The following is a 15,051-nucleotide window of genomic DNA, read 5'->3' as shown; positions in this document are numbered from 1 at the left end:
CTTGTATGCCCGCCGCTGCCGCACATGCTGTGCATTCGGTTATGCGGCTGGCAAGCCGATGATTCGTTTCGGTAAACCAAGGTTATCCACAGAAACCGAGTCACCTTGTTAACTGTTACTACGTATACATACGGTAAACCAGTAAACAGAAAGGCCGTAGCCAGATCGACGGGCATCGTCGGAGCCCAACCCCAAAAAATCGGTGCAAAAAACATCTGCGCCGTTACAGCGAAAAGCCAGTCTGTCTCACTTGACATGCGCCCTGTGACGGCCGATTCACCCTCAAAACAGTCGCTTTTTCCTCTCACTGCGAAGATGACGTACGTTTTTACCGTTTTGCCGGCATGTTCGTGTGTTTTCGGTCGAGGCTGAAAAAGCTATGGCACAATCGCCGTTCTTCCCGCGTCGTGCCTCGCCTCAAGCGGCACACGCACCAACGGAACGGTGCCGGTCAATCAGAATCTGATTCAGGATCGACGGCATTCTTTTCACCGTGCCGTGCCGGTTGCTGCGGCCGCACCCCAGAATGCGCTGCGCTCCCTGCGACTGCAGCGCATTCAGATCATCCGATCGTTAGAAATTCGCAACGCTGATCACGCGAAGCGATCGCGACAGTGAGCGGTTCACGCGCTCACCCGTTCGCCGGTATTTGCGCCGGTTCGTGTCGTCTGCCGTTGCAGCAAAGGAGAACCCACCACGATGAAGTCGGCGTTTTCGTTTTTTCCAGCTTGGCCACTCACGCCCGACGCCATTTTTTGGGCTGGTCTCGCATTGCTCGCCGCAGGTCTGTGCGGTGAACTCTGCTTTCGAGCCTGGCGTCTGCCGCGCATTTCCGGTTATGCGGTCATTGGTCTTGTGGCAGGCGCAGCCGGTTTCGGCGTGATCGACGCGTCTTCCGCGAGCGACGCTCGGCCGCTGCTCGATGTCGCGCTCGGCCTATTGCTGTTCGAACTGGGCAGCCGGCTCGATCTGCGCTGGATTCGCCGCAATCCCTGGCTGATTCTGTCGAGCGTAGCCGAAGCCACACTCACTTTTGCACTTGTCCTGCCGGTTTTGCTGTTCCTGAAAGTGCCGCTGATGGTGGCGACGGTGCTCGCCGCAATCGCCATGGCGACTTCGCCCGCAATGGTGATTCAGCTCAAAACCGAGTTGCGCGCCGAAGGTCAGGTCACCCAACGTTTGCTGACCTTGACCGCGTTGAACAGCATGTATGCGGTGGTGATCGAAAAGCTCGTATCGAGCTGGCTGCATCAGGAGGTTTACGGCAACGTCTATGCAACGATTCTGCAGCCGCTGTATCTGCTGGTCGGCTCGCTCGTGCTGGCCTATCTGCTGGCGCGAACCTGCACGTTTTTTTATCGCCGCCTGAACATGCAGGATGAGCATTCGTTTGTCGCACTAATCGGTCTCGTGCTGCTGGCAATCGCGATTGCGCATCTGTTCAAGCTGTCGACGATTCTTGCGCTGCTGGCCGCGGGCATCATCGTGAAGAATCTTGAAGCGCGTCCGCAATTGTGGCCACAGCATTTCGGCACGGCCGGCTGGCTGCTGACCGTCATTCTGTTCGTGCTGACGCTGACTTCGTTCGAATGGAAACATATCGCGCTCGGCGGCGTCGCGGCGCTGGGCCTGATCGTTGCGCGGTTAGTCGCCAAGCTGGTGGGCGTCATGGCGTTCGCCAAACCGAGCGGCTTGAACTGGAAGCAGGGGATGGCGCTCGGTTTGTCGCTATCGCCGATGTCCGCGCTCGCTTATCTGCTCGTCGACGATACCTACAACCTCTATCCGAATTTCGATTTGCAATTGCGGGCTGTCGTGATGTGTTCGATATTCGTGCTGCAAATACTCGGGCCGTGGCTCGTGTATCGCAGCCTTGCTGTGGTGGGCGAACGGCGCGAAGAGTAAGTCCACGCCGGTTTTCCACGCTGCGGACGCATTACCCAGACTTATTCGATTCAAAAACGGCCGGGCATCGGCACACGCCCGGCAGACCAGACTTAGGGGACGCCATGTCACTCGAACCCTTCATCGATTCGAAACCGTTCACTTTCGGCGTCGAACTCGAGATGCAGATCGTCAATACGCACGACTATGATCTGACCAAAGCCGGCTCGGATCTGATGCGCCTCATCAAGGACGAAAAAATCCCCGGCAACATCACGCCGGAAATCACCGAAAGCATGATCGAGCTGTCGACCGGCATCTGCGCGACGCATGAACAGGCCCTCGCCGATTTGCGCAAGATCCGCGACACCCTGGTTTCCGCCGCGGATCATCTGAACGTCGGCTTGTGCGGCGGCGGCACGCACGCGTTCCAGCAGTGGAGCGAGCGGCAGATCGTCGATACGCCGCGTTTTCAGTATCTGTCCGAGTTGTACGGCTACCTCGCCAAGCAGTTCACGGTGTTCGGCCAACACGTGCACATCGGCTGCCCGAATCCGAATAGCGCGCTGTACCTGCTGCATTCGATGTCGCGCTTCATTCCGCACTTCATCGCGTTGTCTGCTTCGTCGCCGTTCGTGCAAGGCGTCGACACCGGTTTTCATTCGGCACGCCTGAATTCAGTGTTCGCGTTTCCGCTGTCAGGCCGCGCGCCTTTTATGCTGACGTGGGACAGCTTCGAGGAATATTTCTCGAAAATGGTCCAAACCGGCGTGGTCAACAGCATGAAAGATTTCTACTGGGACATTCGCCCGAAGCCGGGTTTCGGCACGATCGAAGTACGCGTGATGGATACACCGTTGTCGGTGGATCGCGCCGCGGCGATCGCTTGCTACATCCAGACGCTTGCACGGCATCTGCTGCTCGACAAACCGCTGACGCCGAAGGAAGACGATTACCTCGTCTACACGTTCAACCGCTTCGAAGCGTGCCGCTTCGGTCTGGCCGGCACCTGCATCGATCCGCAAACGGGCGAACGCAAGACGATTTCCGAGGATATTCTCGAAACACTCGACCTGATCGCGCCGCATGCAGAGGCGTTGGGTTCAGGCAACGCGCTTGCCCAGATCGGCGCGATCGCACGCGGCCAGGTCAACGATGCGACGTGGTTGCGCGGCGTTTTCGAAAGGGAAAAATCCTTGCACGAAGCGGTGCGGCAGCAGTGTTTGCAGTGGCGGGCCTAGCCAGATGCAGGATTGGTTACGCTAAACCGTAAGGGAAACCCGCTTCGAGCGGTTTTTTTTGTAATTTAATTTTCCAGCTCGGCGGGCTTCAGCTTTTTCTATAGTTTACGTATACAAACGTAGTAGTAGTTAACAAGCATTGCGTTGGCCTGTGGACAACTGAATAATTCCCTGCAAAGTCAAAGCACTGCGTAAACCATAACCGGGCTGATCGGATGTGCATCGGCGCGGGGAAGGAAGGACAACTTCGGCAAGGGCAGGTGAGGCGAAGGGCTTATCAAGAATCGGCACACACGCAGTCCCCTGCGTTTTCCCGTGGTTATCCACAGCTTGCGTTGGATAACTTAGCTGTACGATTCGCCGCTCTCGCATAGAATGTCGTTTTCGACGCTTTGGCCTGCAAGGCGGTAATTTTTTTAGATAGTAGATTCCGTCTCGTCCGCAGTTGGGCGAGGCTATTCCACACAGGCTACGGGTGAGCCCGGCAGAGAATCGCCGGCATCGCACGCATGCTTTAAATAAACCAATCGAAGATTATGAGCGAAGGCGTATACGGAGAACAGGCAACCGGGCGAGTGACCCATAGCCTATTGCGACTGAGCACGGCGATGCGAAGCCAGGCTTGGGAATGGGCGGAAGGCGCGGGGCTCACGCCGACCCAGGGTGAGATCCTGGTCTTGCTGATGCAGCGCAAGGGCCCGATGCGTCTCGGCGAAATCGCCCGTGAAACGGCCCTGACCGCCGCGACCACGAGCGACGCGGTGAGCACGCTCGAAACCAAAGGCCTGGTTGAAAAGCGCCGCGCCCTCGACGACGGCCGCGCCCTTGCGGTTCGTCTGACGGCGCGCGGCCGCACGGCCGCCAAGCGCGCCACGCAATGGCCGGACTTCCTGGCCAAGGCAGTCGGCACGCTGCGCGACGAAGAGCAGGCGTTGTTCTATCGCACGCTGCTCAAGACGGTCCACCAGCTGGAAGCGCAGGGCAACATTCCGCCGCACCGCATGTGCCTGAGCTGCACGCACTTCGAGCCCAGCAAGAATCCGAAGAAGACGCCGCATCACTGCGCGTTGCTCGATCTGAACATGGCGGATACGGATCTGCGTCTCGATTGTTCGGTGCATGAAACCGCTGACGTCGCCACCCAGAAGAAGACCTGGAAGATCTTCGCCCAATAAGGCGGCTTCTTTCGGGACAATCCGCTACACTGCGAAGCCGTGTTCCGGCAAGCGGCACATGCCGCCTGCCGGACGGTTCGCGCCGCGTAGCGGCAAGTCTTTAGTCAACCTGAAGGTGACAGGCTGATGAATCGCGAAGTTCTGGCCATTCGCCACGTGCACTTCGAGGATCTGGGCAGTCTTGAGCTGGTGCTCGGCGAGCGTGGCCGCCCGGTGCGTTATCTCGATGTCGGCTTTGCCCGTATCGAGGCGCCGAACCCCGTTGCGGCTTCGCTGGTGGTGGTGCTGGGCGGCCCGATCAGCGCAACGGACGACGCGCTTTATCCGACGCTCGTGCCGCTGCTGTCGATGATCGAAAAGCGCATTGCCGCCGGCTTGCCGACGCTGGGCATTTGCCTCGGCGCTCAATTGATCGCGCGCGCACTCGGGGCGCGCGTGTATCCCGCGGGTCATACCGAACTCGGCTGGACCCCGCTCACGCTTACCGATGCCGGCCGCGCCTCGCCGCTGCGTCATCTGGACGGCGCGCACACTTCCATGCTGCATTGGCACGGCGACACTTTCGATCTGCCCGAGCATGCCACGCGTCTCGCGTCCACGCCCGCCTGCGAAAACCAGGCGTTTGCCTGGGGCGATCACGTGCTGGGCCTGCAATGTCATCCGGAAATTCGGACCGACCGTTTCGAGCCATGGCTGATCGGCAACGCCGGTGAGATTGCCGGCCACGGTATCGACGCGCGCCAATTGCGGGCCGAGACCGCGCAGTTCGGTCCAGGGCTGGAGGCCGCTGCCCGCCGGATGTTCGGCGAGTGGCTCGATCAGGTCGAGTCGAAACCGTGAGCGGCGCCGAGCCTGCAGTAATTCATCTGCGGTGCTATGCTCGACGGCTCTTGGGTTTTCACTGGACGTAATCCATGAGCGCGCTGTTTTCTCCGCTCACGCTGCGTAGCGTGACGCTTCCCAATCGTATCGTCGTGTCCCCGATGTGCCAGTATTCCGCCAACCGTGGCGAGGCTACCGCGTGGCACATGATCCATCTCGGCAGTCTCGCGTTATCCGGCGCCGGCATGTTGTGCATCGAGGCGACCTCGGTCGAACCGGACGGCCGTATCACGCCGGGCGATCTCGGCCTGTGGGACGACGCGACCGAAGCCGCACTGGTGCCGGTCCTGGCCGCGATCCGCAAGCATTCGCACATTCAGGTCGCGATGCAGCTCGCACACGCAGGGCGGAAAGCGTCGAGCCATGTACCGTGGGAAGGCGGCCAACTGATCCCGGTGTCGCAAGGCGGCTGGCTGCCCCATGCGCCATCGGCGTTGCCGCACAAGGCGGGTGAAGAGCCGCCGCTGGCGCTCGACACGGCGGGGTTGAACCGGATTCGCGAGGCGTTCGCGGCTTCTGCGCGCCGCGCCGCGCGTCTCGGCGTCGATGCATTGGAAGTGCATGCGGCGCACGGCTATCTGCTGCATCAGTTCCTGTCGCCGATCGCCAATCAACGCGGCGACGACTACGGCGGTTCGCTTGAAAATCGCATGCGCTTTCCGCTCGAGATCTTCGATATCGTGCGCGCCGCCTTTCCCGCCGACAAACCGGTTGGCGTGCGGGTTTCCGCGACCGACTGGGTCGAAGGCGGCTGGACGCTGGAAGACACGATCGCGTTCGCGCACGAGTTGAAAAAGCGTGACTGCGACTGGGTCGATGTGTCGTCCGGAGGCGTCTCGCCGTTGCAGAAGATTCCACTCGAGCCGGGTTATCAGATACCGTTCGCGAAAGCCGTCAAACATGCAACGGGTCTCACCACCATCGGCGTTGGGCTGATTACCGACCCGCTCCACGCCGAGCAACTTATCGAAGCAGGCGACGCCGATCTGATCGCACTCGCCCGGGCGCTGCTCTACAACCCGCGCTGGCCGTGGCACGCCGCGGCGCAACTCGGTGCGACGGTCGAAGCGCCGCCGCAGTATTGGCGCTCTCAGCCACGCGATCAGAAAGCGCTGTTCGGCGACATTTCGTTCGGACAACGGTGAACCTGCCCGTGCGCCTTATGCGAGCACGTCTTTTTGACGGTTGAACGAAGCCGTCTTGAGCGTGTAGGATGCCGGATGTGGCGCACGAGCGTCGCAGGTCGACGCGGCGCTCGCAAGGCGCCGCGTTTGCTATCCGCGTCAGAAAAAGCAGCGCGCCAGATGCGGGCATTTCTGGCGGCCGTCGGAACTTCACCCCCAGTTCTTCACAAGGATTCATTCAATGAGTTCACGCAGGATCGCCGTGCGCCGTTCGGGTGTGCACGGCAAAGGCGTGTTTGCCCTCGAACCGATTGCGGCCGGCGAGCGGTTGATCGAATACAAGGGCGAGCGGATCTCTTGGAAAGAAGCGTTGCGCCGTCATCCGCACAATCCGGACGAACCGAATCACACCTTCTATTTCGCGCTCGACAGCGGCAAGGTGATCGACGGCAAGGTAAAAGGTAACAGCGCGCGCTGGATCAATCACTCGTGCGCGCCGAATTGCGAAGCCGAGGAGATCGACGGTCACGTATACGTCCATGCGTTGCGCGACATCGCTGAAGGCGAGGAAATTTTTTACGACTACGGTCTCGTGATCGAAGCGCGTCAGACCAAGAAGCTCAAGAAGGAATACGAATGCCGTTGCGGCGCGCGTAAGTGCCGCGGCACGATGCTGGCGCCGCCGGAGAAAGAGAAGGTTGCCGCAAAATCGGCCAGGTCCGCCAAGGCGGCGAAGAAAACGAAGAAGAAATAGGCACGGGCTGCCTGAAGCAAACAAAGGCAGCCCGCTGACCACTATCGTTACATGTCGATCGGCGCCGAGTGCGCCGATTTTTTTGCCGGGAGCCGCTTGTCGGTTTCTCCGTCGGCGTCGTGCTGAATGCTGGCCGGCGCGAGCGGAATGCGCACGATAAAGCGCGCCCCGCCATCCGGCGCGTCTTCGTAATGCACACTGCCGTGATGCAGCACCATGATGTCGTGGACGATCGCAAGACCGAGCCCCGCACCGCCATCCACGCTGCTGTCGCTCTGGCCGTCGCCGCGGAAGAACCGTTTGAATAGATCGGTCTGCTGCGCGAGCGGCACACCCGGCCCGTTGTCTTCGACGACGATCTCGGCCATGCGTAGTTCGTCGATCGCCGTTTGCGAAACCGTCACGGTGATGCGGCCACCGTCGAAGCGCAACGGCGGCACATACTTCAGCGCGTTATCGAGCAGATTGGCGATCACTTCGTGCAGCAACACCGGATTGCCGCGCACCGTCAGCGGATGATCGTTGGCCGGGTCGTCGAGACGCTGGAAGCCCAGGTCGACGTGGGACGCCAACGCGCGCGGCACCCATTCCGCGCCGGTGTCGAACGCGAGCGCTGCCATGTCCACCGTGACGAAGCGAGCCACCTGTTCGCCTGGCTCGGCGCGCGCCAGCGAAAGCAACTGGTTCGACAGCCGCACGGCGCGGTCAGCCGCTGCTCGCAGTTCGCGTACCGCGGCGAGCGTCTGCTGCGGGTCGCGCGCGACCGCCGCCTGTTCCGCATGCAGCTTGACGGCGGTCAGCGGCGTGCGCAGTTGATGCGCGGCGTCGGCGATAAATTTGCGCTGGCCGTCGAGTGCGGTTTTCAGACGACCGAGCAGCGCGTTCAGCGCACCGGTGAGCGGCCGGATCTCGACTGGCACAAAGGTCTCGTCGACCGGCTCGAGGGACGTGTGCGTTTGCCGGTTCAACGAATCCGCGAGATCGGTCAGCGGATTGAGCTGTTGATTGACGACGCGCCACACGATGACCCAGCCGGCAAGCAGCAGCAACAGCAGCGGCATCATGATCGCAACCAGAAACTCCGCAGCAATGCGAAAACGATGATGCACCGGCTGACCGACTTCGACGACGATCGGATCGCCGGTGGGCTGGTCGACGCGCACCTGGGCCACACGCACCGTCACGCCTTCGTGCTGCGTTTCGAATACGTACGCGTAGTGCATGCGGCGCACACTCGTGCCTCGCAGCGGAAGGTTGTGGTCGCCGGCGATTTCGGTTTCGCCGTTGCTGATCCGATAGACGAGTTGTTCGACCGGATCGGAGAACATGGCCTGCGCGAGAGGCGGCACCGTGACGCGTGCGTCGGGGCCGGCGATCTGGATCTGTTTGGAAATGGCGGTGGCGAGATCGGCGAGCGAGCGGTCGACCACATGCTGCGTGTACTGCCACGCCAGCCAGTAAGCGATGAGGCCGCTCATCAGCGCGAGCAGCGAAAGGGGAGCGGCGAGGCGCCGCAACAGCGTGCGGCGCAGACTAGTGGCGGCCGGCTGGGGCATGATCGAACGCGCGGGAAAGAGGCAACGGCCAGTGTGCCGTGAAATGCCGCCGGATGCCGGCGAACTGCGCACGGAGTGCGCGGCGCCGGCCCGGCGCCGTCAGGCCGCAACGAAGTTGGCGACCTTCATGACGATTATGCGGCTTGGCGGATTTCCTGCAACAGGTAGCCAAAGCCGCGCACCGTGACGATTTCGACACGGCAGTTCTCGAGCTTCTTGCGCACCCGGTGCACGTAGACTTCGATCGCGGTATCGCCGAGGTCGCCGCCGAAGTGCGTCAGATGGTCTTGCAGTTGGGCCTTGCTGACCACGCGGCCGTGGCGCAGCAGCAGCATTTCGAGCACCGCGAATTCGCGCGGCGACAGCTCGAGCGGCTTGTCGTCATTGAAGATGCGGCGATCGACGCCGGACAGCCGCACACCGCCCAGCGATACTTCCGGGCGCGGCATGTCGCCGTGCGGACCACTGCGGCGCATCACCGCGCGGATGCGCGCTTCGAGTTCGGCGGGTTCGAACGGCTTCAGCAAGTAGTCGTCCGCGCCGGAATTCAGGCCTTGCACACGGTCGTTCAATTCGTCGCGCGCGGTCAGGATGATCACCGGCGTGTGGCGATTGCTCTGACGAAAGCGCGACAGCAGCGTCATACCGTCGATGCCGGGCAGGCCCAGATCGAGGATCACGAGCTCGTGGCGGTTTTGCGTGAGGGCCTGTTCGGCAAAAATGCCGTCGTGGACCATGTCGACCGTGAAGCCGGCTTGTTCGAGACTGCTTTGGATGCCGCGTGCGATGGGGCGGTCATCTTCGATCAGAAGGAGTCGCATGGATTTCGCTCAAGTACAATGGGTTAGGCGTTTGGGCAAGCGGTTCGCCGGGGGCGCCTGCTACACAGCGGCGTGCGGCATGACCGTGCCGGACCAGCATGAAACGGCCATCAAGCAGCCATAGAAGCGGCCGTGGAGCAATCACGAAAGTCATGTCCGAGATAACGATTCACGAACTGGAAGCCGCGATCAACTTCTGGCGCGCCCGCTCACCTTCAAGCGGCGACGAACTCGTTTTGTGCAAGGAGGCAAGCGCGCTCTCCAAGCCGTACGCGCTGATGATTGTACAGCGTGAGCACATACTATCGCCGGATCGTTTGGACGGGATTGCCCGGCAGGCGTGGGATTCTTACGTGCGCCTTAAGAATGGCCTGTAGAACTGAAGGTTTAGGCGCCGGATTGCCTGCAAAGCCCTTTCATTTTCGCTGAATTCCTCTGTGCGCAATGCGTGAATGCGCGTGAGCGCTTGTGTTACGCACTAATACCGTCGATAAATCGGGCCAGTTTGATGTCGCGCTCGGTCAAGCCATTTGCTTCGTGCGTCGACAGTGTGATCTCCACCTTGTTGTAGACGTTGAACCATTCCGGGTGGTGGTCCATTTCCTGCGCTTTGATGGCCACGCGCGTCATAAAGCCGAACGCTTCATTGAAGTCGGCGAACTTGAACTGGCGCTGGATCGCGTCGCGGCCGGCCACGGCTTGCCAGCCGCGCAGTTGCGCAACCTGTGTTGCGCGTTCTTCGGAAGTCAGTTTGTGAATCATGGTGCTACCTCATTGATCTGAACAGGCGCGCCGGTAGGCGTGCGCATCTGCTATTTTTTCACGGATGCAGCCAGCGCGCAGTCGGGCGATTCGGCTTTTGTCGTCAGATATCGCCATCGGCTGGCCAACCTTCCCGCGAGCCGCGCGTGATGATCTGGTCGCGCTCGAGCAGTCGCCTGCCGGGAATGCCGGCTCGGCGCCGCAATCATGGCGTTTATCTGGATGTGTATGCAATAATCGCGCATAGATCGACGACTTAATGCGGATATCAATCATTTTGGAACTGGATCACTTCGATCTCGCATTGCTGGACGTGCTGCAGCGCTTTGGCCGTGCCACGCATCAGCAATTGGCCGAGCAGGTGCCGCTGTCACCGTCGCAGATCGGACGGCGCTTGCAGCGGCTGGAGCAGGTGGGCGTGGTGGACGGCTATCGCGTCGTGCTGCGGCCGGAGAAGCTCGGGCTCGGCGTGACGGCTTTTACGAGCCTGAAGTTGAAGCACCACGGCGATTCGATCATCGAACAATTCCAGCAGCAGATCGACGTGCTGCCCGAAGTGCTCGAATGTCACGCGGTGGTCGGTGACGCCGATTATCTGCTGCGCATCGTCGCGCCGGATCTCAATGTGCTGTCGACGTTCGTGATGAAGAAGCTGATGCGCGTGCCGGGTGTCGATAGCGTGCGCTCGAATATCGTGCTGACCACATTCAAGCGCAACGGACCCCTGCCGCTTGGCCATCTATCGCCGGGCGCGACCGCGGCTTGATGCGGCGCCTTTTGCCACGGGTTTCACCACAGGCTGTATCGCAACCCGCGGCGGTGAAGATGGCGGTGAAGGCTTAGGCAGCTTGTGTGGGCTCGCTGTCCGCGTTGAGCAAATCGACGTACGCTACCGCGACCAGATCCGATTCCGGCACACCGAGGCGCGCGAACATGGCATGCGCTTCGGCATGGCCGCCTTCTTCGTCGTCATCCTGGGCGAGCACGACTTCGAGTTCGATGAAGTCGCCGAGGCCATCCACGCGGTCCAGATGAATCCGCGTACGTCCGGCGAGGTACACGTGGCGCTCCTTCGTCACGATGCCGCGCGTGGTCAACGCGGTGGCGAGCAGTGAGTGCATCGCTTCGGCGTTGGTCACGGGGCTGCGCGTGTAGTACGACGCCTTCGGGCCGTCGCGGTCGTCGCGCTGATAGAAGATCAGTTCGGCCGGCGTGCCGTCGTCGAATTGGCGCAGCTTCAGGCGGCCGCGCGGCACTTCGTAAAAGAAGTCCTGCTGGCGGAAGATCAGCGGCGCGTCCGGCGCAAGCTGCGCAGCGCGTTCACGCAGTTGCTCGAAATGCTGGGCGCGGGCTTTGATTTCTATGTTGCGTGCCATGTCAGGCTCCTGTCGAAGGATGGAGTGGTCGGCGGCTTCCGGTGTTGCGAGGCGAAGCTGCCGCGAAGGACAAAGTCAAACGGAACCAGAACGCTGCGGGGCCGGCGCGTGAGCGCAAACCGCCAATCTAACAAAAGGTGCGTGACGGTGTGGTTTCAGGTGAGGGCGCCCGGCTGGAGGAACTATCGGCTATTGCCCGTACGAGGCTGCTCAGTATGAGACTGTCATGAGAGCGGCTCATATCGCGCTCACACCGCTTCTAGGTCGCCCACTGCTGCTCGATCAGCTTCAACGCCGCCGCGATCGCCGGTTCGTCTTTACGTTCGGCGAGCGTAATAAAGCTGAGCTGGGTCGGCACGGTGACGCCTTCGACAATGGTCAACGCGTGCGCATGCGCTTCGGCGATCGCGGTAGCGTCGCGCGCGAGCGTGAGACCGACGCCTGATTTGACCAGATCGAGCATTGAAGGCTCCTGATCCACTTCCGCCACCTTAACCGGTTTTACGCCTGCCTCGGCAAACAGCCGCGACAGCAATCTATTGTGCGCGGAGGCGGGCGGCGTCCAGATCCACGGCAGCGCAGCGAGTGAGCGCCAGTCGCGCGCGCCTTTCACGCGATCTTTCCAGCCGGCCGGCGCCAGCACGCGGTACTGGAAGTGCGTGAGGGTGACGGCGTGGAAGGCGGCGCCGTCGCGCGTATCGTCGTCGGCCGGCTGGCCGATGTAGTAGCCGACGTCCAGCTCGCCCGCGCGAACCTGCTCCAGTACCCAGCCCGACATGCCGTGGCGCAAGGCGGTTTCGATGTGCGGCCAGGTTTCCACCAGCTGCCTGAGAAAGCCGCCGAGGCGCAGAAAGGTCGGATCGAGAATCGTGCCGATGCGCAGTCGTCCGCGTACTTCATGACGCAGCGAGGCCGCCGCGCGCTGCACGTCGCTGGCCGCGCCGAGCGCGCGTTCGGCGTGCGGCAGCAGCGCCTGGCCGTCGCGTGTCAGCGAAAGCCCGTGCGAGGTCCGGGTGAATAGCGTCACGCCGAGCGTCTCCTGCAGATGCTTGATTTGCAGGCTCACGGCTGGTTGGGTCAAATGAAGTTGCACCGCAGCACGCGTGAGGTTGCCCTCGCGTGCGACGGTGACGAATGCCCGGAGCAGAATCAGATCCATATCCTGATATTAGCGCGGCTTATAGCGAAGTTGAGCATTACTCATTGGATTTGTCGTCCCGAAGCGCCGTAATCTTTGGCTCATCGCGCTGTGTGCAGCGGACTAACGATTTCACCGGAAGAGGAAAAAAATGAGCGAGACATATCAGGACGAGGCAACTCGGAGCGAGACGAGCGCACGCGCGCTGACCCATTTCATCAACGGCAAGACCATCGACGGCACGAGCGGGCGCTTCGGCGACGTCTTCAATCCGGCGATTGGCAACGTGAGCGCACGCGTACCGCTGGCGAGTGTCGCTGAAGTGGATGCGGCCGTCGCTGCCGCCAAGGCCGCTTTTTCCGCCTGGAGCGAAACGGCGCCGATCAAGCGGGCGCGCGTGCTGTTCAAGTTCAAGGAATTGCTCGACCGGCACCACGATGAACTTGCGGAACTGATTACGCGCGAACACGGCAAGGTGTTTTCGGACGCGAAGGGCGAAGTGATGCGCGGCATCGAGATCGTCGAGTTCGCGTGCGGCATTCCGAATCTGCTGAAGACCGACTTTACCGACCAGATTGGCGGCGGCATCGACAACTGGAATTTGCGTCAGCCGCTCGGCGTGGTTGCCGGCATTACGCCGTTCAACTTCCCGATGATGGTGCCGTGCTGGATGTTTCCGGTGGCGATTGCGTGCGGCAACACGTTCGTGCTGAAGCCGTCCGAGCGCGATCCGTCGGCATCGAACCGCCTGGCTGAATTGTTTAAGGAGGCCGGTTTGCCGGATGGCGTGTTCAACGTCGTACATGGCGACAAGGTTGCGGTCGATGCATTGCTTGCGCATCCGGAAGTGAGCGCATTGTCGTTTGTCGGTTCGACGCCGATTGCCGAGTACATCTACACCGAAGGCACGAAGCGCGGTAAGCGCGTGCAGGCTTTGGGCGGTGCGAAGAATCACCTGGTGGTGATGCCGGATGCGGATCTCGACCAGGCCGTCGATGCGTTGATCGGCGCTGCGTATGGTTCAGCTGGCGAGCGCTGCATGGCGATTTCGGTGGCCGTTGCGGTGGGGCATATCGCCGATGAATTGATCGAGCGTCTGACGCCGCGGGTCAAGAGCCTGAAGATTCTCGACGGTATGGAATCGGAAGCCGAGATGGGACCGTTGGTGACGGCTGCGCATCGGGAGAAGGTTGCTGGCTATATCGATGCCGGGGTTGCGGCGGGCGCGAAGCTGGTTGTCGATGGACGTGGGCATCAGGTGCCCGGGCATGAGAAAGGGTTCTTTCTTGGCGGTACCTTGTTCGATGATGTCTCCACCGATATGAAGATTTATCGCGAGGAGATTTTTGGTCCAGTGCTATGTGTTGTTCGGGTGCCCGATTTTGCTTCTGCTGTCGAGCTCATTAACGCTAATGAGTTCGCTAATGGGGTTTCCTTGTTTACCTCCGATGGCGGCGTTGCCCGGGCCTTCTCCCGGCAGATCGAGATCGGGATGGTCGGGATTAATGTGCCTATTCCTGTGCCTATGGCGTGGCATTCTTTTGGTGGATGGAAGAGGTCGCTGTTCGGGGATCATCATGCCTACGGGGAAGAGGGTGTTCGGTTTTATACGAGGTATAAGAGCATCATGCAGAGGTGGCCCGATAGTATCGGGAAGGGGGCTGAGTTCACTATGCCTGTAGCCAAGTAATTTTTTTGCCTTTGGCGGCGGCATTGGTGGTTGTGCCTGCGGTGTTGGCCTTTCCTTGTTCCGTTTGCCTGCTCGGCGCTTTGGTGGTTGTGCCTATGGTGTTGGCCTTTCCTTGTTTTGTTAGTGGTCTATTAGCGTTCCCCCTGTGCGGGGGGGCACCTACTTTTCTTTGCCGGCCGCAAAGAAAAGTAGGCAAAAGAAAGCGGCTCAAACCGCTAATTCTTAAGCGGGTCCCCTGGCTTGGAGGAGGTAGTGGAGCATCTGGAATCGGTGTTCTCGCGCACTCCGCGCCCGTGACAAGGCAGTCATTCCTCCCGCCTCGCACTGCGTGCTCGCCGGAACGGTCTGCAAGGGAAACCAGTGGCTTCGTTTGCACGCCGTGGGTGCCATCGGCTTCGCCTCGGCGAAGCGCCGAATGACTTGCGGTTTTGGATGTGCCGCCAGCACGCTAGAGATGGCTGACGGTTTGATGAAGTGCCGGAGGGTGACAAAAATGGCGGGCGGTTTGTTGAAGTACCGCTGCGGCGCGCGTAGCGCCGCCGGAAGTATGACTGCCTTGTCACTAGCGCGGAGTGTGCGAGAGCACCGATTCCAGATGCTCCACTGCCTCCTCCAAGCCAGGGGACCCGCTTAAGAATTAGCGGTTTG

The 15,051-nt window shown here is 61.0% G+C and carries 14 protein-coding genes; 9 read left to right on the top strand and 5 right to left on the bottom strand.

The features are described 5' to 3' along the window. The first annotated feature begins 699 nt into the window (after positions 1-699). The 6 genes from SB772_RS05690 to SB772_RS05665 all read left to right on the top strand — a co-directional run bounded on the left by SB772_RS05690 (position 700) and on the right by SB772_RS05665 (position 7,060). Complete coding sequence (locus SB772_RS05690) at positions 700-1,905, top strand: cation:proton antiporter (protein WP_410832314.1); 1,206 nt, start codon at positions 700-702, stop codon at positions 1,903-1,905. A gap of 104 nt (positions 1,906-2,009) precedes the next feature. Beyond that, positions 2,010-3,125, top strand: coding sequence for a YbdK family carboxylate-amine ligase (locus tag SB772_RS05685; protein WP_410832313.1), 1,116 nt, complete (start codon positions 2,010-2,012; stop codon positions 3,123-3,125). 536 nt (positions 3,126-3,661) lie between these two features. Beyond that, positions 3,662-4,300 (top strand): MarR family winged helix-turn-helix transcriptional regulator, encoded by a 639-nt coding sequence (locus SB772_RS05680; RefSeq protein WP_410832312.1) that lies wholly within the window; start codon positions 3,662-3,664, stop codon positions 4,298-4,300. A 126-nt stretch (positions 4,301-4,426) separates the two neighbouring features. Next, on the top strand, positions 4,427-5,140 hold the full coding sequence (locus tag SB772_RS05675; RefSeq protein WP_410832311.1) for a glutamine amidotransferase: 714 nt from the start codon (positions 4,427-4,429) through the stop codon (positions 5,138-5,140). Positions 5,141-5,214: 74 nt separating this feature from the next. Beyond that, entirely contained in the window at positions 5,215-6,327 is a 1,113-nt protein-coding gene (locus tag SB772_RS05670; protein WP_410832310.1) for an NADH:flavin oxidoreductase/NADH oxidase, read from the top strand. Between the two features lie 220 nt (positions 6,328-6,547). After that, positions 6,548-7,060, top strand: coding sequence for an SET domain-containing protein (locus SB772_RS05665; protein ID WP_410832309.1), 513 nt, complete (start codon positions 6,548-6,550; stop codon positions 7,058-7,060). Positions 7,061-7,107: 47 nt separating this feature from the next. On the opposite strand, the gene SB772_RS05660 is transcribed toward SB772_RS05665, so the two are convergent. Together SB772_RS05660 and SB772_RS05655 are read right to left on the bottom strand one after the other, a co-directional pair. Next, the gene (locus SB772_RS05660) at positions 7,108-8,616 is read right to left on the bottom strand and encodes a sensor histidine kinase (protein ID WP_410832308.1); all 1,509 of its coding nucleotides are present in this window, start codon (positions 8,614-8,616) and stop codon (positions 7,108-7,110) included. Positions 8,617-8,750: 134 nt separating this feature from the next. Beyond that, positions 8,751-9,437: a response regulator transcription factor gene (locus tag SB772_RS05655; protein WP_008917948.1), complete on the bottom strand. Its 687-nt coding sequence runs from the start codon at positions 9,435-9,437 to the stop codon at positions 8,751-8,753. Positions 9,438-9,589: 152 nt separating this feature from the next. Here SB772_RS05655 and SB772_RS05650 point away from each other — a divergent pair, with 152 nt between their 5' ends. Beyond that, on the top strand, positions 9,590-9,814 hold the full coding sequence (locus SB772_RS05650; RefSeq protein ID WP_410832307.1) for a DUF3717 domain-containing protein: 225 nt from the start codon (positions 9,590-9,592) through the stop codon (positions 9,812-9,814). Positions 9,815-9,908: 94 nt separating this feature from the next. On the opposite strand, the gene SB772_RS05645 is transcribed toward SB772_RS05650, so the two are convergent. After that, the gene (locus SB772_RS05645; RefSeq protein WP_410832306.1) at positions 9,909-10,199 is read right to left on the bottom strand and encodes a 4a-hydroxytetrahydrobiopterin dehydratase; all 291 of its coding nucleotides are present in this window, start codon (positions 10,197-10,199) and stop codon (positions 9,909-9,911) included. 274 nt (positions 10,200-10,473) lie between these two features. Here SB772_RS05645 and SB772_RS05640 point away from each other — a divergent pair, with 274 nt between their 5' ends. Next, positions 10,474-10,965 carry an Lrp/AsnC family transcriptional regulator gene (locus SB772_RS05640; protein ID WP_410832630.1) on the top strand — a complete coding sequence of 164 codons (492 nt, stop codon included), beginning with the start codon at positions 10,474-10,476 and terminating at the stop codon, positions 10,963-10,965. Between the two features lie 73 nt (positions 10,966-11,038). On the opposite strand, the gene SB772_RS05635 is transcribed toward SB772_RS05640, so the two are convergent. Then, the gene (locus SB772_RS05635) at positions 11,039-11,575 is read right to left on the bottom strand and encodes a class IV adenylate cyclase (protein ID WP_410832305.1); all 537 of its coding nucleotides are present in this window, start codon (positions 11,573-11,575) and stop codon (positions 11,039-11,041) included. Positions 11,576-11,834: 259 nt separating this feature from the next. Then, positions 11,835-12,734 (bottom strand): LysR family transcriptional regulator, encoded by a 900-nt coding sequence (locus tag SB772_RS05630; RefSeq protein ID WP_410832304.1) that lies wholly within the window; start codon positions 12,732-12,734, stop codon positions 11,835-11,837. A gap of 130 nt (positions 12,735-12,864) precedes the next feature. On the opposite strand from SB772_RS05630, the gene SB772_RS05625 reads away from it, so the two are divergent. Beyond that, a complete protein-coding gene (locus SB772_RS05625; RefSeq protein WP_410832303.1) occupies positions 12,865-14,403 on the top strand; it encodes a CoA-acylating methylmalonate-semialdehyde dehydrogenase in 1,539 nt (512 codons plus the stop codon). Positions 14,404-15,051: the final 648 nt, after the last annotated feature.

Source organism: Paraburkholderia sp. SIMBA_030 (assembly GCF_046535245.1).
Classification (GTDB): domain Bacteria; phylum Pseudomonadota; class Gammaproteobacteria; order Burkholderiales; family Burkholderiaceae; genus Paraburkholderia.
Note: the sequence above shows the minus strand (reverse complement) of the source record. Positions and strands in the feature narration are given on the sequence as shown.

Bases quoted from the DNA above. Each gene is read 5' to 3' on its own strand.
- SB772_RS05690 (WP_410832314.1), top strand. From the start codon at position 700: ATGAAGTCGGCGTTTTCGTTTTTTCCAGCTTGGCCACTCACGCCCGAC.
- SB772_RS05645 (WP_410832306.1), bottom strand. From the start codon at position 10,199: ATGATTCACAAACTGACTTCCGAAGAACGCGCAACACAGGTTGCGCAA.
- SB772_RS05650 (WP_410832307.1), top strand. From the start codon at position 9,590: ATGTCCGAGATAACGATTCACGAACTGGAAGCCGCGATCAACTTCTGG.
- SB772_RS05680 (WP_410832312.1), top strand. From the start codon at position 3,662: ATGAGCGAAGGCGTATACGGAGAACAGGCAACCGGGCGAGTGACCCAT.
- SB772_RS05675 (WP_410832311.1), top strand. From the start codon at position 4,427: ATGAATCGCGAAGTTCTGGCCATTCGCCACGTGCACTTCGAGGATCTG.
- SB772_RS05630 (WP_410832304.1), bottom strand. From the start codon at position 12,734: ATGGATCTGATTCTGCTCCGGGCATTCGTCACCGTCGCACGCGAGGGC.
- SB772_RS05660 (WP_410832308.1), bottom strand. From the start codon at position 8,616: ATGCCCCAGCCGGCCGCCACTAGTCTGCGCCGCACGCTGTTGCGGCGC.
- SB772_RS05665 (WP_410832309.1), top strand. From the start codon at position 6,548: ATGAGTTCACGCAGGATCGCCGTGCGCCGTTCGGGTGTGCACGGCAAA.
- SB772_RS05655 (WP_008917948.1), bottom strand. From the start codon at position 9,437: ATGCGACTCCTTCTGATCGAAGATGACCGCCCCATCGCACGCGGCATC.
- SB772_RS05635 (WP_410832305.1), bottom strand. From the start codon at position 11,575: ATGGCACGCAACATAGAAATCAAAGCCCGCGCCCAGCATTTCGAGCAA.
- SB772_RS05685 (WP_410832313.1), top strand. From the start codon at position 2,010: ATGTCACTCGAACCCTTCATCGATTCGAAACCGTTCACTTTCGGCGTC.
- SB772_RS05625 (WP_410832303.1), top strand. From the start codon at position 12,865: ATGAGCGAGACATATCAGGACGAGGCAACTCGGAGCGAGACGAGCGCA.
- SB772_RS05670 (WP_410832310.1), top strand. From the start codon at position 5,215: ATGAGCGCGCTGTTTTCTCCGCTCACGCTGCGTAGCGTGACGCTTCCC.